Raw genomic sequence first — 22,488 nt, forward strand, 5'->3', positions numbered from 1 at the left:
ACGGTCGGGTTGATTTTGTCCTGATAACATGGGCACGTGTATTATCTGTGGCAAGCCCACCGACGGCCGCATCTGCAAGACCCACGAAGAGGACGCCTCCTTTACGTTTCACGGGGACCGTCCCGACGACCTGACCGCAGGTCGCTACTATCGTGGCGTCGTAGACGGCTTCGCCGAGTTCGGCGTCTTCGTCGACATCGGCCCGGTGACCGGCCTCCTGCACCGTAGCGAGATACCACAACGACTCGAATCGCTCGACTGGGACCCCGGGGACGAGGTCTTCGTCCAGGTCCTCCAGGTCCACGACAACGGCAACATCGACCTCGGCTGGTCCATCCGCCAGAAGGAACGCGAGTTCCGCGGCAACCTGCACGACCCGCCAGAGGCGGCCCCGGAGACTGACGCTGACGACGATGAGGAGACGGAGGGCCGTTCCAGTTCCATCTCGGAGCCCAAACCAGTCGAGACGGAGTCCGAGTCGGATTTTACGACGGCGGCGGAGACGGCGACGGAGCCTGAAACCGCCCCGGAGACGGAAACGGAGCCCGAATCCGGGTCCGCCGAATCGACAGTATCGGACGGCACGGTGGCAGATGGCGCTACAGACACCGAAACCGTCACCGAACCGGTCGGGGAGACGGACGACGTCGTCGAGGATTCCACCGAACCCGACGAGACGACCGAATCGGCCGCTGTCGAGACGGACACCACCGAACGCGAGACGCCCCCACCGGAGCGCGTCGAGATCGGTCAGCTAGCGGACGAAATCGGCGAGACAGTCACCGTCGAAGGGACGGTCGCTGGCATCCGTCAGACTGGCGGGCCGACCATCTTCGACGTGACGGACGAGACGGGGACCATCGACTGTGCCGCGTTCGAAGAGGCCGGTGTCCGTGCGTACCCCGACGTCGATGTCGACGACGTGATCCGTCTCGTCGGGGAGGTCGAACGCCGTCGCGGTGAACTCCAGATAGAGACGAGCGACCTCGAGGTACTGACCGGAGACGACGGCCAGGCCGTTCTCGCCCGACTCGAGGCCGCCATGGAGGAACGAGCGACACCGGCCGACACGTCGCTCCTCGTCGACGATCCCGAGGTGTCCGTCGTGCTGGAGGATCTGGTCGCTGCCGCGACGACGATCCGCCGCGCGGTCATCGAGGCGCGTCCGGTCATCGTCCGGCACACGGCCACGCTCGACGGCTACGTCGCCGGCACCGCCCTCGAACGGGCACTGTTGCCACTCATCCGGGAGGAACACGCCCAGAGCGACGCCGAGTACCACTACGTCGACCGCCGGCCCCTCGACGACGAGTTCTACGACGTGGAAGCCGCGACGGGCGACGTCACCGACATGCTCGAGGCGGCCGACCGTCACGACGAGAAACACCCACTGTTCGTCCTCGTCGATGCCGGGAGTACACGGGAGTCCACCGACGGGCTCGAACTGCTGGATATCTACGACGCGAAGAGCGTCGTCGTCGACGGGGGCTACGCCGACGCCGCCGCAGCGACGACCGCCGACGTGCTGGTCAGTCCCACCGCCGCCGGCGGCGACCCGGTCACGACGGGAACGCTCGGGTCCCATCTCGCAGCCCTGGTCAACCAGGACGTCAGAGCGGATCTTCGCCACCTTCCGGCGGCGAGTTACTGGGACGAACGACCGGCCCGCTACGAGGATCTGGCCGCGGCCGCCGGCTACGACATGGACGCACTCGACGACATCCGTGATGCGGTCACCCTCGAAGCGTTCTACCAGTCCTACGAGGACAAGCGCGAACTCATCGCCGACCTCTTCTGGGACGAACGCAACGCCTCCCTGGCGGCGCCGATCAGCGAACAGTTCTCGGAGAAGCTGGAGTCCCAGCTCGAGACGGCCATCGCCCACCTCGAAGCGCGCAACGAGTCGGGCGTCGTCTTCGACGTGCTGAACGTCGACGAGTACACCCACCGCTACGACTTCCCACCGGCGGCGTTACTCGTCGACGCCCTCCACCGGCGCCGCGAAGCGACGGACGGCCCGCGCGTGACGGTCGCCGTGAAACGTGACGAACTCCGCGTCAGGAGCACGCGACCGGTCAACGTCCGGACGGTCGCCGAGACCATCGCGCAAGCGCTTCCACAGGCGGGTGTCACGCCGCGCGGTGGTCGTGACGGCCGCATCGAGTTCCTCTCCGGTGAGCGGGAGGCCGTCGTCGACGCGGTCGTCGACGAGATAGCGTCCCGTCTCTCCTGAACGAACGATATCCTTTTCCGCCGCAGACGGCTGCATTCGGGCAATGAGCTCTGGCGTCGACGACACGTTCGAGGCCGTCTGCCGAGACGTCGTCGAGCGTATCATCGACGGCGAAGTCGGCGAGGGCGACGTGGAGCGGGCGAAACTCGACGCCTGCAGCGAGCACGGCGCCGCGACCGTTCCCACCCACACCGACCTCCTGAACGTCGCACCCGAGGCACACCGGGAGACCGTCGAGGCCGTCCTCCAGCGAAAGCCGGTCCGTACCGCATCCGGCGTCACTCCGGTCGCGATCATGACGAGTCCCGAACCGTGTCCCCACGGGAAGTGCCTGTACTGCCCGGGTGGGCCGGCCTCGGAGTTCTCCTCCTCACAGAGTTACACCGGACACGAACCCGCCGCTGCGCGCGCCGAACAGAACGACTACGATCCGTACGGGCAGGTCACACTCCGCCTCGCCCAGTTGCGCGAGATCGGCCACCCGGTCGACAAAGTCGAACTCATCCTGATGGGCGGGACGCTGACCGCCCGCTCTGCGGATTACCAGGAATGGTTCGTCAAACGGGCCCTGCAGGCGATGAACGACTTCGACCCCGACGACCCACCCGAGCCCGCAGAGGGGATGAGTTTCGCGCAGTCCCCGTCCGAACGGGAGTTCGAGTATCTCGAGAACGTCGTCACAGACAACGAGACCGGGACAGTCCGCAACGTCGGGACCACCTTCGAGACGAAGCCGGACTGGGCCGGACCGGAGGCCGTCGACCGGATGTTGCGACTCGGCGGGACGAAGGTCGAACTGGGCGTCCAGACCACCTTCGAAGACGTCAACCGGCGGATGCACCGCGGGCACGGTGTCCAGGACGCGATCGACGCGAACCGACGGCTCAGGGACGCGGGATTCAAGGTCGGCTTCCACATGATGCCGGGGCAACCGGGCATGTCCTGGGAGATGAGCCGGGAGGACTTCCGGCGCATCTTCGAGAACGCGAACTGGCGGCCCGACTACCTGAAGATCTACCCGACGCTGGTCGTCCGCGGGACGCGCGTCTACGACCAGTGGCGGCGTGGCGACTTCGACCCGCTGACGAACGACGAGGCGGCCGAACTCGTCGCCGAAGCGAAGGCCGACCTGCCACGCTACGTGCGACTCCAGCGAGTACAACGCGACATCCCCGCCGACTTCATCGACGCCGGCGTGTGGAAGTCGAACCTCCGGCAACTGGCACGCCAGCGCATGGACGACCGCGGGACGAGTTGCGAGTGCATCCGCTGTCGGGAGGTCGGAATGAACGACGAGGACCCCGAAGACGTCACCTTCGACGTCGAGACCTACGAGGTCGCCGGCGGCACCGAGCACTTCTTGACCTTCGAGGACCGGGATCGCGACCTGCTCGTCGGCTTCCTCCGCCTTCGCTTCCCGGGGACGGTCGCGCGACCGGAGCTACGGAACGCCGCACTCGTCCGCGAACTCCACGTCTACGGCAACGAGGTCGGGGTCGGCGCTGGCGAAGGGGACTTCCAGCACCGCGGCTACGGCAAACGCCTGGTTCGCCGCGCGGAGGAGATCGCGGCGGACGCCGGCTACGACAAGCTGAGCGTCATCTCCGGAATCGGCGCCCGCGAGTACTATCGAGAGAAACTCGGGTACTTCCAGGACGGCCAGTACGTGAGCACGTCGCTCTAGGGACGGCCAACGCGAACTCCGGGAAGGTCGGAGAGCAGCCGCGACGCTATCGGAATGGCGAACACGCGGTGGTCGTCGGTCTCGGCCCGGTTCCACCGCGGATTTCGCGTTCCGAGCCGATCGGCGGTCAGCGCACGGCCCAACCTGGGCGTGGCTTCGGGTATGAACCCAGGGGCGGACACCGCAGGGCAAAAGGGTGGTCGCGTCGAAGCCGGTGGCATGGAGCCAAAGCGGGAGGTGTCCAGCCTCGACCTCGTGGCACTCACCCGAGAGCTGTCGGCGTACACCGGTGCGAAGGTCGACAAGGCCTACCTCTACGGGGACGACCTCGTTCGCCTCAAGATGCGCGAGTACGACCGGGGGCGGATCGAACTGCTCGTCGAGGTCGGCGAGCGCAAGCGGGCGAACGTCGCCCGCCCGGAACACGTCCCCGACGCCCCAGGGCGACCACCGAACTTCGCGAAGATGCTACGCAACCGGATCGCCGGCGCGGATTTCGCGGGCGTGCGCCAGCACGGCTTCGATCGTATCCTCGAGTTCGAGTTCCGACGGGGCGACGCGGACACCACCATCGTCGCCGAACTCTTCGGGGAGGGCAACGTGGCCGTTCTCGACGAGAACGGTGACGTGATCGACTCCCTCCAGACCGTCCGCCTACAGTCGCGGACCGTCGCACCGGGCGCCCAGTACGGGTTCCCGCAGGCGCGGGTGAACCCGCTCGACCTCGACGCCGAAGCGTTCGTCGCCCACATGGAGGACTCCGATACGGACGTCGTCCGCACCCTCGCGACCCAGTTGAACTTCGGTGGGCTCTACGCCGAAGAGATCTGTACCCGCGCCGGCGTCGAGAAGGAACTCGATATCGCCGACGCGACCGAAGACGATTACGAGCGGCTCTTCGACGCCGCAGAGCGGCTCATCGATCCGATCCTCGCCGGCGAGATCGACCCCCGCGTCTACTACGAGGACGATGGCCGCGTGGACGTGACGCCGGTGCCGCTCGAGGAGTACGCCCACCTGAACAGTGAGGCGTTCGATACCATCAACGAGGCACTCGACGACTACTTCACGAATCTCGACACGGCGGACGAACAGGGGGCCGTCGACGAGTCCGGGGGACCTGACTTCGCCGCGGAGATCGAACAGCGAGAGCGGATCATCGCTCAGCAGGAGGGCGCCATCGAGGAGTTCGAAGCCGACGCCGAAACCGAACGCGAGAAGGCCGAGCTCGTGTACGCAAAGTACGACCTGGTCGACGAGATCCTCTCCACCGTCAGGGAGGCACGCGAGGCTGGCCACGGCTGGGAGGACATCGAGGAGACGCTGGCCGACGGGGCCGACGCCGGTATCGAGGCCGCAGCGGCGGTCGTCGACGTTGACGGTGCAGAGGGGATGGTGACGGTGGTACTTGGCGACTACGAGGTGGCCCTCGACCCCCGACACGGCGTCGAGAAGAACGCCGACCGCCTCTACACCGAAGCCAAGCGGATCGAGGAGAAGCGCGAGGGCGCACTGACAGCCGTGGAGAACACCCGAGAGGAACTCGCCGATCTGAAACGCCGCCAGGAAGAGTGGCAATCACGGGACGAACCCGAGGAGACGGACGAAGACGAAGCGGACGAAGAGATAGACTGGCTCTCACGAACCTCGATCCCCGTCCGCAAACCCGAGAAGTGGTACGACCGGTTCCGCTGGTTCAGGACGAGCGACGGTTTCCTGGTCATCGGGGGCCGGAACGCGGACCAGAACGAGGAGATCGTCCAGAAGTACATGGAACCCACGGACCGCTTTTTCCACGCCCAGGCCCACGGCGGACCGGTGACCGTCCTGAAAACCTCCGATCCGAGCGAACCGTCCAAGGACATCGACGTGCCGGATCGAAGTCTCGAGGAGGCCGCCCAGTTCGCGGTCACCTACTCCTCGGTGTGGAAAGACGGGAAGTTCACCGGCGACGCCTACATGGTCGACCCTGAGCAGGTCTCGAAGACGCCGGAGAGCGGCGAGTACCTGGAGAAGGGGGGCTTCGCCATCAGGGGCGACCGGACGTACTACGAGGACAGCCCGGTCGGGTGTGCGGTGGGCATCACCTGTGAACCGGAGACCCGCGTGGTCGGCGGGCCACCCGAGGCCATCGAGGAACAGACCGAGACGTCGATACGGCTCGAACCGGGCCGATACGCCCAGGGCGACGCGGCAAAGCGCATCTACCGCGAGTTCCGCGACCGGTTCGCGGACACCTCCTTCGTCCGGAAGGTCGCCAGTCCGGACGAGATCCAGCTGTTCATGCCGCCCGGTGGCAGTCGCATGGCGGACTGACCGGCAGCGGGGCGGTCCCGAACGGAAGGACTCTTGCCGTCCAACCGGATAGACCAATCCAATGCACGTTTCGGACCGGGAGCGACGAGAGGGGGGTCGGACCGCCATCACGCTCGTTCCCGAGAGCCTCGACGACCTCTGGCATCTCACGTACGTGCTGGAGCCGGGCGACCTCGTCTCGGGCGACACCCACCGCCGCATCCAGCGGGACGACGAGCAGTTACGCGACACGGGCGGGGAGCGCGAACACATGTACGTGACCCTCGAGGTCGACGAGGTCGAGTTCCACAAGTTCGCCAACCGACTGCGCGTCAGCGGCGTCATCGACGAGTGCTCGCGCGAGGACCAACTCGGGTTGCACCACACCCTCAACGTCGAGACGAACGAGAAGATCACCATCGAGAAGGTCTGGCAACCGGATCAACTTGACCGCATCGAGGCGGCCGTCGAGGCCGCAGAACAGCCCGAGGTCGCCATCGCCACCGTCGAGGAGGGGGAGGCGCACATCCACACCGTCGCCCAGTACGGCGTCGACGAGTACGCGACGTTCACGAACACGACGGGCAAAGGCGAGTTCTCACGGGGCCGCGAGGAGCTCTTCGAGGACCTCGCCAGCGCCCTCACCCACCTCGAGACCGACGCCATCATCCTCGCGGGACCGGGATTCACGAAACAGGACGCACTGGACTATATCGAGGAGACCTATCCCGACCTAACCGACGCCATCACGGTCGTCGACACGAGCGCGGCCGGCGGGCGGGGCGTCCACGAGGTCCTCAAGCGGGGGGCCGTCGACGAAGTGCAGGAGCAGACCCGCATCGCCGAGGAGTCCGCGCTGATCGACGAACTCATGGAGGGGATGGCGACCGACGGCGCGGTGGCCTACGGCATCGACGCGGTCCAGCAGGCCGTCGAATACGGTGCGGTGGAGACGCTCCTCGTCCTCGACGAACGGCTCAGACAGGAACGGGCCGGCGACGGCGACTGGGCGGTCGACGTCAACGACCTGGTCGAGTCGGTCGACCAGCAGGGCGGAGAGGTCACGGTCTTCTCCCACGAGTTCGACCCCGGCCAGCAGTTACGAAACCTGGGCGGCATCGCGGCGCTGTTGCGATATCGGTTGAACTGAGCGACTAGACGGAGACCGTGAGTCCGTCCCGGGCGAACGAGACGTCGCCGTCGAAGTGTTCGGCGATGGACGCGAGCATCTCGTCGTGTTTGCCGTTCGTGTGCGGGTAGAGGTGGGTCAGATAGACCGCGTCGATTGCCCGACCCGCGAGCGATTCGCCCAGCGACCGGGGCGTCGGATGGTTCGAGACGTCCACCTCGTCGGGGAACGAGCAGTCGTGGACGAGGACGTCGCCGACCGCGCCGAAGGCCGCGAGGTCGTCGAAGGCCTCCGAATCTCCGCTGATCGTCACCCGGTCGTCGAAGCGATACGCGAGGCCCGGGAGCGAGTGTCGCGTCTCCATCGCGTCGACGGCGAACCCGGCCAGCTCGAACGACCCGACGTCGACCTCGCGGACCTCCAGGTCGATCCGCTCTTGCATGTACTCGTGGACGCCGAGGAGGCCGTCGACCAGGTCGCGGGTTCCCGCCGGCCCGGCGACGGTCAGCGATTCCTCACCGACGAGCCACCGGGCCTTGATCAGCGCCATGATATCCGATACGTGGTCGAGATGGTGATGGGTGAGCAGGACAGTATCGACCCCCTCGTAGCCCGTCTCGGTCCCCGCGAGGCGGTGGAGGACCCCGCTGCCGGCGTCGACGAGGAGTGTCCGCTCGTCGTCTTCGAGCAGGAGGCCGGTCTGGACGCGGTTCCCGTCGGGCATCGCGCTCCCGGTCCCGAGGAACGTCAGTTGCATGGCAGACCCGGGGGCAGCCTGAAGGAAAACACTTCGGGGTTGGCCACCCGAGGAGCGGTTCGGCCCGGCCGGGCGTCTGCGTGGGGTCGAATCTTCGGTGGAGTCGGCTCACTCAGCGAGGGAGACGGATACTCACGACACTGCCGCGCGGCTCGTTGTCTTCGAACTCCAGAACGCCGTCGGCGTGTTTGACGGCCAGGTTCACGAACCAGAGACCGAGCCCGCTGCCGTGATACAGCGGACCGACCTCCGTCTCGCCCGAGAGTACCTCTCGTTCCATCCGTGGAATCCCGGGGCCGTGATCCCCGATTCGAATTCGAATGGTATCCGCCGAGACCGCTGTCTGCACCTCGACCGTCGGTTGGTCGCGGTCCGAGTGAGTGATCGCGTTCTCGAGAAGTTCCTCGATGGCTCGCGGTATCCCGTCGTGGAGGGTCACCGAGACATCCGCCCGGAGAGACGTTTCGATCTCGGCAGCCGGATATCGGTCGCTGATCGTCGAGACGATATCCGAGACGACCGTTGCGATGTCGTACCGGGTAGTGGACCCCGGATTCGAGAGAAACCGCGTGATCTGTCGCTGCTTCGCCGTCGTCTCGAGGAGTTTCTCGCTCATCTTGACGATGTTTTCGGCGCGCGTGACGGTCTCCCCCGACGAAGACTCCATAATCATCTCGGCGTACCCCGTGACGACGTTCATGTTGTTGTTCACGTTGTGCCGGAGAACCCGGTCCATCACACGCAGCTGTTGTTCGCGCTTTTTTAACTCCGTGACGTCCCGACAGATCGCGACGGTCCCATCGAGCGTGCCGGAGTCGTCGTAATGTGGGTACCGGATAGTCGAGAAGCTACGTTCGCCCTTGGTCGGAAATTCGGTCGTGGTTTCGTATTCGACGGGCGACTCCGTGCGGAGCACCCGTTCTTTGTTCTCTCGAATTTGTTCGGCAGCAGCGTCGTCCATGAACGCGAACTCATCTCCGTCGATTAGCTCGGATTTTGGCCGTCCCGCGTACTCGCTGACCGCGTCGTTGATGACCCTATACTGTCCATCGAGGTCCTGGAGCATGATTGGGTCGTCGATGCGTTCGGCGATCTCCTGGAACGTCCGATAATCGTGTTCGAGTGACTGGTTGTAGAGGAAAAAGCCGATGTCGTCGGCGACCTCGGAGAGGAGTTCCCAGGATACGGCATCGGTTTCGAGGTCTCGTTGGAAATGGACGGTCAACACGCCGTAGGCCTCATCTTCGTACTGGAGTGGGATGGCGACACCGGGATGTGCGGGGACGTCTTCGCCGTGCTGTGCGAACGGCTCCTGGGTGACGTCGTCCATCCAGTAGAACCCCTCGTCGATCACCCGTTCGCGGTACGCAGTCGTGTGAAAGGAGGCCACTGCTCGGTCGTCGAGATCGGACCCGCTGTTGCAGACAAACGACGGCGTAGTGTCATCCATGAGCGCGGCGAACGTGCAGCCGAACAGGTCGCTGGACCCGATGATGTCGGTGACCCTGGTGAGCATCTCCTCCACCGAGTCGGTTCGTACGAGCTCCCGGTTGACCGTCGACATCACTCGCCGATATTCCGCGAGGATCTCGTTCTCCTTGGATTGCTCGTACGACTCGGTGATATCCTGCATCGAGACGGCAGCCGAGACGACCGTCCCCTCGTCGTTTCGTAGTGGGTACCCCGAGATCGCCAGCCGTCGTGGAGTTCCCGTCGCGTCCTCTCGCGTGGTTTCGAATTCGACTCGTTCGCCGCCGAAGACACGATCCAGATATGGTTCGATGGCGGTGAACGCCGTCTCTCCGATGACAGACTCCAGTGTCTCCGCCGAGAGGTCGGCGTCGTCTAGCCCGTAGAATGCACGAAACCGGTCGTTGGCGAAGTGGAACGTCCCGTTTCGGTCCACCGCAGCGATGAGGGCCTTCGAATTCTCGACGGCCTGACGGTACCGCCGCAGACGCTTCTCGTAGTCTTTGTACTCCGTGATATCGGTCTGGATAGCCACGAACGCCAGCAGATCACCGGCCCCGTCCTCGACCGGGGCAATGGTCTGATGGGCTCGATACAACTCGCCACCGTTCGTTCGGTTGACGATCTCTTCTTCCCAGAGCTCGCCATCGAGTACCGTCGCCCAAAGCTCCTCGAAGTACGCCTCGGACATCTCGCCGGCGTTCAATATCCGGGGGGTGCGGCCGATGGCCTCCTCACGGGAATAGCCGGTGATCGTCTCGAAGGCGGGATTGACGTATTCGATCGTCCCGTCGGGGTCGGTGATGTACACACCGTGACCTGCCGCTTCGACGGCGTTCTCGAACAGCTCCAGCTCCCGTTCGATCCGTTTCCTGGTGGCAATCTCCCGTCCGATGGCGAGAAAGCCCTGCACACTGTCCGTCTCGTCGTACCGCGGTACGTAGTTGAACGCGTACCAGCAATCCTCACCGCCGGAGCACGGGAATCGCCGCTCTCGATCACGGAGCTCCTGCCCATCGAAGACCCGTCGTTCGTCCTCGAGGACCGATTCGACCGCATCCGCGCCCCAGAGCGTCCGCGTGCCCCGGCCGACGAGTTCGGTGGGCGTTGCATCGAAGATCGACGCATACCGCTCGTTGGCCCGCACGATCCGGTGTTCCGTGTCCTTGACGACCACGAGATCGGAGGTATGGCTGAAAAGTGTCTCGGCCAGATCATCGAGCGATCGATGTTCGACGTTCACTTCGTTCATTGATCGGACTCCGGCCCCTCGAAGAGGGGCCAACTCAGCTATCGATCAGGTGGTATCGTCGACGACCGAGGGGTCGACCACGATGATGAACCCGTCGTCCCGGCGCAAGACGCCCTCGACTGCGCCATCGCTCATCTCCGATTCGATCGCGTCGTCCGTGTATTCGATGACCCGTTCGACGCTGTCCACGATCCAGCCCACGTTACCGTCCTCTCGATCCAGGATGAGGATCCGGTCGCCGCCCGCCTCTTCGGCGTCGATGTCGAAGTAGCTGCGTGGGTTGAATATCGTCGTCGTCTCGCCACGAAGGTCCATCACACCCTCGAAGTGCTCGGCGGTGTTCGGCAAGGGGGTCAGCGTGCCGCGCTCGACGATTTCGTCGACGGCGGTGATGTCGAGGCAGTACGCCGACTCGCCGAGCCGGAAGACGACGCCCTGTTTCACCGTCGAAACCTCGCTCTCTTGTGTGTCCGTCGCCGCCATCGTCACATCCCCTGGTCGAGACGGCCGATCGCCTCCTCGATGTCGGAGACCATCTGGGCCTGTTCTTCGTTGGCCGCGGCGATGTTCTGGACTTCGGCGGCGACGTCCTCGGCCTTGGCGTTGGCCTCGTCGATCATCGCGGCGACCTCCTCGGTGCTCGCCGCCTGGTCGTCGGCCGCATCCGCGACCTCGTCGACCCCGTTGGCCGCCTCCTGGATCGCGGCCACGACGTCCTCCAGGCGCTCCATGGTCTCTTCGACCATGTCGATACCCTCGTCGATCTCCTCGGTCGTCTCCTCGAGACTTTCGACGGTCTCCTCGGTGTCCGCCTTGATCCCGCCGATCATCGATTCGATCGTCTGGGCGTGTTCCTGGGACTCCTCGGCCAGGTTCTTGACCTCGTTCGCCACGACGGCGAATCCGTCACCCTCCTCGCCGGCACGCGCGGCCTCGATGTTGGCGTTGAGCGCGAGCAGGTTCGTCTGGTCCGCGATGTCGTTGATGAGTTCGACGATCTCGTCGATCTCGTCGACCCGGTTGCGCAGGTCGAAGACGTCGGCGGAGACCTCGCCCGCGGCTTCGTCGATGTCCTCCATCGTGTCGATGGCCTCTTCGGCGGTCTCGTACCCGCCCTCGGCCTGTTCGCGAGCTTGGTTGCTGACCGCCGCGACCTCCTCCGCACTCGATGCGACCTCCTCGACCGTGGCACTGACATTCGCCACCTCGGAGGTGACTTCCTCCATCGCACCCGACATCTCTTCGGCGGTCGTACTGATTCCTTCCGAGCTCTCGGCGACGTCCTCCGCGGCAGTCGTCAGTTCGGAGACGGACTCCTGGACGTCGGACTGGGCGTCCTTGATGTCGGTGATGTCCTTGAAACTCTCCGTAATGCCGACCACTTCACCGCGTGCGTTGGTGATCCGCTCGGAGACGAGGAGGGTCTCTCGGGTCTCGCCGTTGGCCAGCTCCTTTTCGATCTCGACTTCGACCCGCTGTTTTCCCTGCTCCATCAACTGCTTCACGGTGCAGTTCTCGGTCCCACAGACCGGACCGGACATCTGGTTCATGCACTTGAGGTCCTCGTTCTCGGCGTCGACCCCCGTCCATTCGGTCATCACCCGGTTCTGCTTGGCGACGTTGAACTGGTCGTCGATGACCCGGAGGGCGGTCCCGGTGTTGTCGAACAGTTGATCGGGGTCGTCCTCGAGAACGACCTCGAGCTCGGGTCTGTCCGGTTCGGGGAGGTCGTCGCCCGGCGAGTCCATCGGCTGGTCGGCGAGCGCCTGGGTCTGGGTGCCGCCGTCGGCCGTCATCGTCCTGGGGGCCGCCGCCTCCGGCCCCGAATCCGTCTCGCCCGGGAATTCGAAGGTATCCGACGGTTGCTCACTCGCAACCGAACCCTCGTCGACCCCGATCTCGACGTCCCCCTGGGGGGCAGACGGCGTCGTCTCCCGCTCCGGGTCGTCCTCGGCTTCGCTACTGGCGAATACGTCGACGAGTTTCGTTATGATACCCATACGTGTGATTTAGGCTATACCACCATCCGGATGGTGACTAGATACAGACGGCTCCCGCGAGTGGGCCTCTAGATAACAAAATTACAGTCATAGAATCGACATCTTTCAGCGGGACTGCCGATCGGTCACTGCGTCCTCGACGACTTCGCGTAATGCCAGCCGTAGATGCCGATACACCGTCGGAGGTGAGACGTCGAACATCTCCGCGAGTTCTTCGCCGGTCGTCTTTCGATGCCATTCGAAGTAGCCAGAGTGTAATGCTGCTGATAATATTTCGAGTTGGCGGTCCGTGAGACGATCCTGTGTCGAATCGGTCCGTTCCGTCTCCTGTCCTACCAGTTGCCGACGGGCACTGAGTTCCCAGTTGGGATGGCGGTGGACGAAGGTGTCGATGACCGTGTTGATCTGGGCCCCGTCGTGGTAACTCACGACGAGTACACAGCTAGACGGCGTTACCTGCACCTCGTGGAACCGGCCCCCGGATTCGAGAATCGTGATGGGGGGTATCTGATTCCCTGTGTCGATTTCGAATCGAACCCGCTCCGCCCCTTCCTCCAGTATTCGGAGGGCTCGAATGCTCGGAATCGCTTCTGCCGCGTTGCGTACCGCCGATTCCGAGACACCGTCGACCGTCCCGTAGAGGTAGTATCGTTCGTCTCCCTGTCCCACGATTCCATCCACCGTCATCGAACTGTTCAGTTCGCGAGCGAAGGCCGCACAGAGCGAGTCGACCTCGTCGGTCTCGAACTGGAGTTCGACGCGGTCCCGACTGCCGAGTGACCGGCGCTGTTCGACCATCGTAATCGCACGGGCGATGGTCTCCCCGAGTTCCTCGAAGACGACCTGGCGCTGTTCGATGAACGACATCGGTCCCGATTCGTATATCGTCAATACGCCATAGCGGACCTCGTCGTGGCTGATCGGGACGCTGAGCGCCGATCCGAAGCCCCGTTTCAGTGCCTCCCGATACCAGGCGTCCTGGTCGATATGCTCGGCGATCGACTGGATTCCCACGGGCTTTCGTTCGTCGACGGCCCGTACCGCTGGCTCAGATCCATCGGCGGGCATCTCGAAACTGTTCGCGTCGAGGTAGCTGCTCTTGGGCCCTCGCCACGCCCGGGGTTCGATCGTCGATTCCCCCGGTTGGTAGCCACCGATCCAGACCAGTGCGACGTCGTCGAACTGGGCCAGGCTCCGGCAGACCTTCGCTTCGATCTCTTCGCGTGATTCGGTGTCGAGCAGCTGGTTTTGCAACTTCCTGGCGCGTTCGTTCACCCGGGTCAGTTCGCTCAACCGCTCGTTCGTCAACTCGAGTTCGGTGCGTTTGTCCTGAAGTTGAGTCTCCCACGCGATCCGTTCGAACGCGTCCTCGCCGATAGTCGAGAGGAGTTTTGCCAGCTCGACCGACCGGTCCTGGAATTCGTCACGGTTTCGGTGAGTCACCAGCAGAATCGCCTCGTTCGCTATCGGGATGAGCAACCACGTCTCGGGACCGTCCCCATCGATCCATCGCTCGTTCACGTCCTCTACCACTCGGACCGACGAGTCCGCGAACGCCTCCCAGAGGACGGACTCGCCCGGGGCCAACCGCGTGACACCCAGTTCGTCGGTGGTCTCGAACCCACGGACGCCTTCGGGACGAAGGACGTTCTCCGCTTTGTCGTACGAGATGTACGCGACCTCGGCGTCGTCGAAGATGTCCATCGTCGCGTCGAGGACGTGATCGCGGAGCTGCGCTGGTGACTCCGTCCGCAGCAGGTCGAGTGTCACGTCGTTTAGTCGTTCGAGCGAGCGCTGGTACTCGTCCAGCGCCCGCAATCTCGACTGTCGTGCAGCGATATCCCGGGCGATGACGATACGGTAGGAGTTACCGTCGAACGTCACCGTCCGTGCGGAGACCTCGACCGGGACCGGCGACCCATCCTTTCGCAGGTGGTCGTGACCGGCGGTAATCGTCTCCGTTTTGTCGCTCGATTCGACGTGATCTTTGAACTCCTCGACCGTCTCGAAGTATGCGGAGATATCCACCACGGTCAGGTCCAGTAACTCCTCGCGATCGTAGCCCGCCATCTCGCTGGCCGTCTCGTTGGCGTACTCGATGGCCCCGGTCTGCTCGTCGATCACGTAGACGGCGTCGTTCGCCGAATCGACGAGCGTCCCGAGTAATTCCAGTTCCCGTTCGTTCTCCATCCGTTCGGTGATGTCCCGCTGGATCGCGACGTAGGCGCTCGGTTCCCCTTCCTCCAGTATCGGCGCGATGATCTGATCCGCCCAGTATATCTCGCCGTTCTTGCGGCGGTTTGGAACCTCCTCGTGGAAGATTTCCCCGTCCTGGATGGTTTCCCAGAGCCTCTCGTAGTACGAGTCGTCCATTCGACCCGACTGCAGGCTACGGGGATTCCGACCGATGGCCTCCGTCGCGGCGTACCCGGTCATCTCCTCGAACGCCGGATTGACGTACTCTATCGTTCCATCGGTATCGGTGATGTAGATGGCGTGACCGGCCTGTTCGACCGCCTTCTTGAGGCGCCGCAGTTCCTGTAACCGTCTCCGGCGGCCAGTCACGTCCCGCGCCACCGCGACGACGATCTCCTCGCCGTTTTCCAGCTCCGCCATCGATACCTCGACCTCGACGGGGAACGTGGTTCCGTCGCTCCGTCGATGGTGGCCCTCGTACGTGAGCGAGCCAGTCTCCCGAATCGACTGGACGTGGTCACGCCACTCCGCGGCACTCGAGACCTCCGTCTGTATATCGACCGGTGACATCCCACGGAGTTCCGCACAGGCGTAGCCCAGCTGGTCACAGGCCGTCTCGTTGACGTCCAGAATCGTCTGTTCGTTCGGATCGACGATCCACACCGAGTCGTTCGAATGGTCGATTGCCGTGCGGAATCGCTCCAACTGCCGTGCTCGTGTCTTCTCCGCCGAGACGTCCTCGAGAAACACGACCACGCCCGACGTGGACGGATACGCCGTCACCGTTACCCAGCCATCTCGCTCGTCGACGGTCTGTTCGAACTCGGCGGAGTCGCCCGTTTCGATGACCGTTTCCAGTCGCTTCTGCAACGCAGAAGATTCCTCGGGGAACAAAACGGTGTACGCCTGGCCTCGTATCCCATCCTCGGTTCGGCCGAAGTACCGTTCTGCGGCCGTATTCAGTACCGTAACCCGGAGCTGTTCGTCGAGGGCCAGAATCGGGTCGTCGAGGCCGTCGATGAACTGGAGAAGAGCTGAATCATCCGTGAGAGACGAGAGATCCGGGATCGGGTTTAAAGACATGGCATATCAAGTATGGATTGTACTTTCTAAATCCTCAAGGGAACGTCACCCTTAAATTTAGGGGATTGACGTCACTCATCTGGCCCGCTACACAACAGGCGAACTAGTCAAACGCTCGTACGGCCGCACACGCGACTTATATCAATTATTATCTATAGGTACTCCGACACGATGGGACAGGGTTGGCTGGTGGCGGGACTCGGTCTGACCGTACGGACAATAGCCCATCGTTTATTGGGTATGTCACCGTTTAGCGCTCGCCACGTCGACGAGCGGAACACGTTTCACTTTCACCGCGCTTTCAACAGGTACAACAGTTCTCCCGCAGTATCATCGGACGAATGGGTGCCAACGCGCCACCCGACCGCTCGGCAGACACCTCGGTGGACGGTGAACCCGCAGACACCGAGGTCCTCTCGCTGCTCGAACCCGCCGTCCAGGAGTGGTGGGTCGACCAGTTCGGCGAGTACGTCCCGGAGAACGGCGGCTACTTCACCCCACCGCAGCGCGAGGCCATCCCGCTCATCCACGCGGACGAGAACGCCCTCATCGCCGCCCCGACGGGGAGTGGCAAGACCCTCGCCTCCTTCACGGCCATCATCGACGAACTCTACCGCAGAGAGCGCACCGAGGGGCTCGAGAACACCGTCTACTGTCTGTACGTCTCACCGCTGAAGTCGCTCGCGAACGATATCCATCGGAATCTGGAGGTGCCACTGGCGGGCATCCAGGAACGGATGGACGAACGAAGTGACGAGGGCGGCGATAGTGCGGACAGCGATGGCATCGGCCAGATCCGACACGCCATCAGACACGGCGATACCGCGGACAGCGAGCGACGGGCGATGCTGGAGGAGACGCCCCATATCCTCAACACCACGCCGGAGACGCTCGCCATCCTGCTGAACTCGCCGAAGTTCAAGGAGAAACTCGCGACCGTCGAGTACGTCATCGTCGACGAGATCCACTCGCTGGCCGACTCGAAACGCGGGACCCACCTCGCCGTCAGCCTCGAACGCCTCCAGGCGATGGCGGGCGACGTGACCCGCATCGGCTGTTCGGCGACTGTGGAGCCACTCGACGATATCGGACAGTTCCTGGTCGGCTACGAGGACGATGCGGATTCGTCGGAGGGCGGACTGGCGCCACGGGACGTCGAGATCGTCGACACGCGCTTTCTCCGCGACTACGACCTCGAACTCACCACCCCCGTCGCCGACCTCGTGAACACCTCGCAGTCGGCCATCCAGTCCGCCTTCTACGAGCACCTCTACGAACTCATCGACGCACACGACTCCACGCTCGTGTTCACTAACACGCGCTCGGGCGCGGAACGGGTCCTCCATCGCTTGCGCGAGATGGGGCCGTTCGACGAGACGAACTCCGGGGCCCACCACGGGTCGCTCTCGAAAGAGAAGCGCCAGCGCGTCGAGCGGCAGTTGAAGGACGGCACCCTCGACGTGGTCACGACCTCCACGAGCCTCGAACTCGGCATCGACATGCCCCACGTGGACCTCGTCGTCCAGATCGGGTCCCCGAAGTCGGTCGCTTCGCTGCTCCAGCGGGTGGGGCGGGCAGGCCATCGCGTCGGCGAGACGGTGACCGGACGAGTCATCGCCCTCGACCGCGACGAACTCGTCGAGTGTGCGGTGATGCTCGCGAAGGCCGAGGAGGGGTTCGTCGACCGGGTCTTCGTCCCCGAACGCGCCCAGGACGTCGCGACCCAGCACGTCTACGGCATGGCGATCAACGGCCCCCGCCCCGAGACGGAGATCAAGGGTATCCTCCGGCGAGCCTATCCCTACCGCGAGTACACCGACGAGGACTGGGAGCAGTTGCTCACCTACCTCCAGGCCGACTTCGAGGGCTTCGAGGAGCGCAACGTCTACGCGAAGGTCTGGCGCGACGAGAACGACCCGCCCGACGGCGAGCATCACTACCCCGAGTACGACGTGGGCGAACGCCTGATCGGCAAGCGGGGTCGACTCGCCCGCGTCATCTACATGACGAACATCGGCACCATTCCCGACTCCTTTACCTGTGACGTCTATACCCGGGAGGATACCCAGTGGGTCGGCGACCTCGACGAGGAGTACCTCGACACGCTGGACCCGGGCGACGTCTTCGTCCTGGGGGGTGACCGCTACGCCTACCGCTACCGGCGTGGGTCGAAGGTCTACGTGGACCGCACCGGCGAGCGACCGACCGTCCCCTCCTGGTTCTCCGAACGGCTCCCCCTCTCCTACGACCTCGGGCGCGAGATACTCGCGTTCCAGCGCACCCTGCTCGAGCACCTGGCGGACGGGGGTCGGGCGGGCGTCCGGGCCTGGCTCCGGGGCTTTCCTATCGACGAGAACGGCGTTCGAGCGTTGGCCCGTCTCTTCGACGAGCAGGTCCGGTTCGCTGGCGCGGAGAGCGTGAGCACCGAGGACCGCCTGGTCGTCGAGGAGGTACTCGACCGCGACGACTATCGGCGTCGATACTACGTCCACTCGAACTACGGTCGGCGATTCAACGATGGCCTCTCTCGCGTCCTGGCCTATCGGTGCGCCCAGGAGGCGAACGCGAACGTCTCAATCGCCGTCGCGGACAACGGCTTCAGCCTCTCGATGCCACTCAATCGGAAGGTGGACGTCGTCGGCCTGCTCCGTGACACCGTCCCCGACGCGGTTCGCGACTACCTGCGGGAGAGTCTCGACGGCACCGACCGTCTAGCCCGCTACTTTCGCATCAACGCCACGCGCTCGCTGATGATCCTCAAACGGTACAAGGGCCACGAGAAGTCCGCCCGCCGCCAGCAGATCTCCTCGGAGATGCTCCTCGGGTTCGCCGAGGATCTGACCGACCTCGCCGTCCTCGAGGAGACCTACCGCGAGATTATCGAGGATACCCTCCACGTCGAGGGCATCGAGACCGTCCTCGGGCGCGTCCAGGACGGTGACCTCTCCGTGGTCCACCACCGCCCGCCCGCGCCGACCCCACGTGCGTTCGGGCTGGCGACCCTCTCGGCGAGCGACGTCGTCCTGACCGAGGATCAGGACGCGGCGCTCAGGGACTTCCACGACCGGGTACTGGAACACATCGACGAAGAATGATCCGGTCGGTCAGCGGTCCGCCCAGTCGACCATCCGAGCGTATCGCTCGTCTTCCGAAAGCGCCGCCCGGTCACCGACGAGGGCGAGGGCCTTTTTCGCCCGCGTGAGCGCGACGTTCATCCGCCGTGCGTCCTCGAAAATGGGCCCATCGAGCGACCCGGTCGCCACGAAGGAGACGACGACGACCTCCTTGCTCGAGCCCTGGAAGCGGTCGACGGTATCCACGACGACGCCCGAAGGAACCAGGCGACCGATCTCGGCGACCTGCGCACGGAACGGAGCGATGACGCCCACGTCCACAGCGGGGACGCCAGCGTCCAGGTAGCCGGACACGAGGTCCGCGACGTACTCCGCTTCTGCCGCGTCGGTATGAGGGGCAGTCGTGCCAGTCACCTGGTGAAAGGTGACGCCATCAGGGACGGCGTCGGTATCGACGTCGAGGTCGGCGAGCGTCTGTCCGGCAACTGATGGGGTGGCGGGGCGGAGTGCCCCCTCGTAGAACTCCCGCGAGGAGAACGCCTGGATACGCTGTGACATGCGGTACTGCCGGTCCAGCATGACGGCTGCCTCGGGATGGGCGTCGATGAGCCGTTCGAACAACGAGGTCGTGAGCCGAGAGTCCGACTGGACCACGGGAGGTAACTGGTGGTGGTCGCCGACCAGCACGAACCGGTCGCCGCGGTTGATGGCCGCGAGGGCGTCGGGTTCGGTCAACTGACTCGCCTCGTCGACGACCACCACGTCGAACTCCTGGGAGCGGAGCACTCGCGACCCGCAGGTGGCGGTCGTGGCGGCGACCACCGACGCGGATTCGAGCGCCCCGGCCTGGGTTGCCGGGTCGCCCGACCGGTCGAGGCGGACGTCCTGCATGTCCTCACGGACGCCGTTCTCGGTGCCCACGCGGACCGGGTCGTCGATGCCACGATCACGAACGGCCTCGAGCGCGTTGTCGACCGCCCGGTTGGTGAACGAAGCGAGGAGGACCCGGTCGCCTCGTTCGACGAGGGCCTCGACCAGTGCCGCGATGGTGTAGGTCTTTCCCGTTCCCGGCGGGCCGTGGATGAGGGCGAAATCGCGAGCGTTGAGTGCTCGTTCGACCGCCGCATTCTGGGCCTCGTTGGTGGGGACGGCATCGACCCCTTCGTCGCCGAAATCCGGGTCCGCGCGACCGAACAACACGTCCTTCCGGCGCTGGTCCGCTCGCAAGAGCCCGTCGTAGAGGGCGGTGAGCATCCGATCGACGGAGAACTCCGATGGATAGACGTCGAGTCGGCGCAGTGGGACCGGTTCGTCCGTCGTGACCTCCACGACCTCGGCGTCGAGTCGGGTGACACGTGCCATCTCCGCGCGGCCCGCGACCGGGTCGCCGTCGCTCGCGAGCACCCTGTCACCCTCCCGGATCTTCGAGGCGACTGGGGCGGGTCGTGTCGCCCGCAACCGCCAGCGGCCGTCCGGAAGTTCCTCGCGGTCCGACGGTTCGAGGTCCACGACCGCGCGGTCGGTATCGACCCGTTCCTCGGGCGTCTGCGTCCAGAGTTTGCGGTACTCCTCGTGGATGGCGTCGCGTTCCGCCTCGATGGCGTCGTAGAACGTCTGGAAGTACTCGCGTTCGTCTTCGGGGAGCGGCGTGCCGACCGCACCGGCTTTCGACTCCTGTGCAAGCCGTCCGGAGACGACCATGCAGGTGTCCTGCTCGAAGCAGTACTCGCATTTGGCGTCTGCCTCGTACCCCGTTGGCACCGACCGGTCGTGCTCCATGGCGGCGATCTCGTTGCGGGTCCGGACCACGAAATTCAGCAGGCCGGGGCCGATGGAGAACTCCTTCGCCGGCGAGAGGTCGCCGGAGACTGCCGAGCGGTCGACGGCGGTGTTCTTGGTGTACAGGAGCGTCCCGGTGTTCGGTTCGACCCCGCGTTCGGCGAGGAGGAGCGCGTAGGACGCTGCCTGGATCTTGTCCTGGAATCGGGGTGACCGGTTGGTGTTCTTGCCGGTCTTCAACTCCACCGGCATCCCCCGGCGAATGGCGTCGGCCCGCCCCTTGATGCCGACCGTCTCCGAGATGAGCGTCACCTCCGAGCGCCAGGCGTCCTCGCCGTCGAGGGTTCCCTGCGCGAGCCACCCCTCGATTGCGGCCGCATTCGCCCGGACGTCGGCTTCCACCTCGTCGCGGTCGCGACCGAGGAGACCGATCTCCAGGGCCGCCTCGTCGACGCGTTCGGCGACCGCCTCGTCGAGGTCACGACCACGGAGCAGGTCGCCGAACACCTCGTGGACGATGGTCCCCTTCGTGACGGGGTACTTGAGCGGGAGACCACCGAGTTTGTTCAGGTAGTACATCCGGGGACACTGCACCCACGATCTGACGTCTGTCACGTCGACGAGGAAGTCCGGTTCGACGACGACAGTAGAATCGGTGCTCGTCGAGTAGCCACCCCGGTCCCGGGGTTCCGGGTCGGTGACGAGCAGTTCCATCCCCGGTTCGAGGTATTCTGCCGTCTCCGACCACTTGCCCCAGAGCGAGACGGTCGTCGGCTCGCCGTCGAGCGCGAGGGCGACGTCTGCCACCGACCGGGTGCCGTTGGCTGTCGAGACCTCGCGACCATCGCCGACGGCAGTCACCGGACCCCGAACGTTCACGTCAGCGGCAACGGCGCGGCGGCCGAAAATCCTGTCGTTCGGTGATCCGGCGGAGAGCGCCACGCTTAATCCGCTCGCCGGCCGACGAAAAGACGATGAAGGTCCGCGATTGGCAGGACATCGTCCAGGACGTCGTCGACTCGAACGCCGACCCGGACGACTGGCGTGCGGTCGCGGGAGACCGGGACGGTGGGCTCGGCGAGGACTTCTACCTCGGCCATCCCTCGGCCGGCGTGTTCCTCCTCAAGACCTACGCCAAGAACCCATTCGAGGTACGGGGCGTCGGAACGCGGGTCGCCCGACGGATCGACGATGACCTGGACCCGTTCCTGCCGACCGACGATCGGGGACGGTTCGCGGTTCAGCAGGGGCCCGACGACCAGGACGAGGCGAAGCGAAAGGCGAAGGACCTCGAGACGGTTCTCCAGACCCACGCAGAAGCGCCGACCACTCCCGGGGACCTCTTCGACGACGTGATGGAGACCATCGAGAGTCCCGCCTACGGCCCGATGGAGTACGACCAGCACGGTCGGCCTGAGGAACTCGACGGCCTCGCCGATACCTTCGAGGAGGCAGAGGAGATACTCGAAGCGGAATTCGACGACCTGATCGAAGCGGACGACGTCGGTCGCGGGTTCTACTGAAGAGAAGGGCTGA

The 22,488-nt window shown here is 64.7% G+C and carries 12 protein-coding genes; 6 read left to right on the forward strand and 6 right to left on the reverse strand.

Going from position 1 to position 22,488, the window contains the following annotated elements; translation table 11 throughout:
* The first annotated feature begins 28 nt into the window (after positions 1–28).
* The 4 genes from HSRCO_RS10865 to HSRCO_RS10880 all read left to right on the forward strand — a co-directional run bounded on the left by HSRCO_RS10865 (position 29) and on the right by HSRCO_RS10880 (position 7,362).
* Entirely contained in the window at positions 29–2,233 is a 2,205-nt protein-coding gene (locus tag HSRCO_RS10865; protein WP_259517668.1) for a DHH family phosphoesterase, read from the forward strand.
* 43 nt (positions 2,234–2,276) lie between these two features.
* Positions 2,277–3,917: a tRNA uridine(34) 5-carboxymethylaminomethyl modification radical SAM/GNAT enzyme Elp3 gene (locus tag HSRCO_RS10870; protein WP_259517669.1), complete on the forward strand. Its 1,641-nt coding sequence runs from the start codon at positions 2,277–2,279 to the stop codon at positions 3,915–3,917.
* 219 nt (positions 3,918–4,136) lie between these two features.
* Positions 4,137–6,233 carry a ribosome rescue protein RqcH gene (gene rqcH, locus HSRCO_RS10875; protein ID WP_259519797.1) on the forward strand — a complete coding sequence of 699 codons (2,097 nt, stop codon included), beginning with the start codon at positions 4,137–4,139 and terminating at the stop codon, positions 6,231–6,233.
* Between the two features lie 61 nt (positions 6,234–6,294).
* Positions 6,295–7,362, forward strand: coding sequence for an mRNA surveillance protein pelota (locus HSRCO_RS10880; protein WP_259517670.1), 1,068 nt, complete (start codon positions 6,295–6,297; stop codon positions 7,360–7,362).
* Positions 7,363–7,366: 4 nt separating this feature from the next.
* On the opposite strand, the gene HSRCO_RS10885 is transcribed toward HSRCO_RS10880, so the two are convergent.
* The 5 genes from HSRCO_RS10885 to HSRCO_RS10905 form a co-directional block, all read right to left on the reverse strand.
* Positions 7,367–8,098 carry an MBL fold metallo-hydrolase gene (locus HSRCO_RS10885; RefSeq protein ID WP_259517671.1) on the reverse strand — a complete coding sequence of 244 codons (732 nt, stop codon included), beginning with the start codon at positions 8,096–8,098 and terminating at the stop codon, positions 7,367–7,369.
* Positions 8,099–8,210: 112 nt separating this feature from the next.
* Positions 8,211–10,820, reverse strand: a complete 2,610-nt coding sequence (locus HSRCO_RS10890; protein WP_259517672.1) for a PAS domain-containing protein — start codon at positions 10,818–10,820, stop codon at positions 8,211–8,213.
* Positions 10,821–10,865: 45 nt separating this feature from the next.
* Positions 10,866–11,303 carry a chemotaxis protein CheW gene (locus HSRCO_RS10895; RefSeq protein ID WP_259517673.1) on the reverse strand — a complete coding sequence of 146 codons (438 nt, stop codon included), beginning with the start codon at positions 11,301–11,303 and terminating at the stop codon, positions 10,866–10,868.
* 2 nt (positions 11,304–11,305) lie between these two features.
* Positions 11,306–12,820 (reverse strand): methyl-accepting chemotaxis protein, encoded by a 1,515-nt coding sequence (locus HSRCO_RS10900; RefSeq protein ID WP_259517674.1) that lies wholly within the window; start codon positions 12,818–12,820, stop codon positions 11,306–11,308.
* Positions 12,821–12,925: 105 nt separating this feature from the next.
* On the reverse strand, positions 12,926–16,099 hold the full coding sequence (locus tag HSRCO_RS10905; protein ID WP_259517675.1) for a PAS domain S-box protein: 3,174 nt from the start codon (positions 16,097–16,099) through the stop codon (positions 12,926–12,928).
* Between the two features lie 341 nt (positions 16,100–16,440).
* On the opposite strand from HSRCO_RS10905, the gene HSRCO_RS10910 reads away from it, so the two are divergent.
* The gene (locus HSRCO_RS10910) at positions 16,441–19,194 is read left to right on the forward strand and encodes an ATP-dependent helicase (protein ID WP_259517676.1); all 2,754 of its coding nucleotides are present in this window, start codon (positions 16,441–16,443) and stop codon (positions 19,192–19,194) included.
* A 9-nt stretch (positions 19,195–19,203) separates the two neighbouring features.
* On the opposite strand, the gene HSRCO_RS10915 is transcribed toward HSRCO_RS10910, so the two are convergent.
* A complete protein-coding gene (locus tag HSRCO_RS10915) occupies positions 19,204–21,831 on the reverse strand; it encodes an AAA domain-containing protein (RefSeq protein ID WP_259517677.1) in 2,628 nt (875 codons plus the stop codon).
* Positions 21,832–21,926: 95 nt separating this feature from the next.
* Here HSRCO_RS10915 and HSRCO_RS10920 point away from each other — a divergent pair, with 95 nt between their 5' ends.
* On the forward strand, positions 21,927–22,475 hold the full coding sequence (locus tag HSRCO_RS10920) for a hypothetical protein (RefSeq protein ID WP_259517678.1): 549 nt from the start codon (positions 21,927–21,929) through the stop codon (positions 22,473–22,475).
* Positions 22,476–22,488 lie beyond the last annotated feature (13 nt).

The organism is Halanaeroarchaeum sp. HSR-CO, assembly GCF_024972755.1.
Lineage (GTDB): Archaea > Halobacteriota > Halobacteria > Halobacteriales > Halobacteriaceae > Halanaeroarchaeum.

What these genes read in the sequence shown, in the direction of transcription:
- HSRCO_RS10910 (WP_259517676.1), top strand. Translation starts at nt 16,441, where the DNA reads ATGGGTGCCAACGCGCCACCCGACCGCTCGGCAGACACCTCGGTGGAC.
- HSRCO_RS10870 (WP_259517669.1), top strand. Translation starts at nt 2,277, where the DNA reads ATGAGCTCTGGCGTCGACGACACGTTCGAGGCCGTCTGCCGAGACGTC.
- HSRCO_RS10880 (WP_259517670.1), top strand. Translation starts at nt 6,295, where the DNA reads ATGCACGTTTCGGACCGGGAGCGACGAGAGGGGGGTCGGACCGCCATC.
- HSRCO_RS10905 (WP_259517675.1), bottom strand. Translation starts at nt 16,099, where the DNA reads ATGTCTTTAAACCCGATCCCGGATCTCTCGTCTCTCACGGATGATTCA.
- HSRCO_RS10890 (WP_259517672.1), bottom strand. Translation starts at nt 10,820, where the DNA reads ATGAACGAAGTGAACGTCGAACATCGATCGCTCGATGATCTGGCCGAG.
- HSRCO_RS10895 (WP_259517673.1), bottom strand. Translation starts at nt 11,303, where the DNA reads ATGGCGGCGACGGACACACAAGAGAGCGAGGTTTCGACGGTGAAACAG.
- HSRCO_RS10920 (WP_259517678.1), top strand. Translation starts at nt 21,927, where the DNA reads ATGAAGGTCCGCGATTGGCAGGACATCGTCCAGGACGTCGTCGACTCG.
- HSRCO_RS10885 (WP_259517671.1), bottom strand. Translation starts at nt 8,098, where the DNA reads ATGCAACTGACGTTCCTCGGGACCGGGAGCGCGATGCCCGACGGGAAC.
- HSRCO_RS10900 (WP_259517674.1), bottom strand. Translation starts at nt 12,820, where the DNA reads ATGGGTATCATAACGAAACTCGTCGACGTATTCGCCAGTAGCGAAGCC.
- HSRCO_RS10865 (WP_259517668.1), top strand. Translation starts at nt 29, where the DNA reads ATGGGCACGTGTATTATCTGTGGCAAGCCCACCGACGGCCGCATCTGC.
- rqcH (WP_259519797.1), top strand. Translation starts at nt 4,137, where the DNA reads ATGGAGCCAAAGCGGGAGGTGTCCAGCCTCGACCTCGTGGCACTCACC.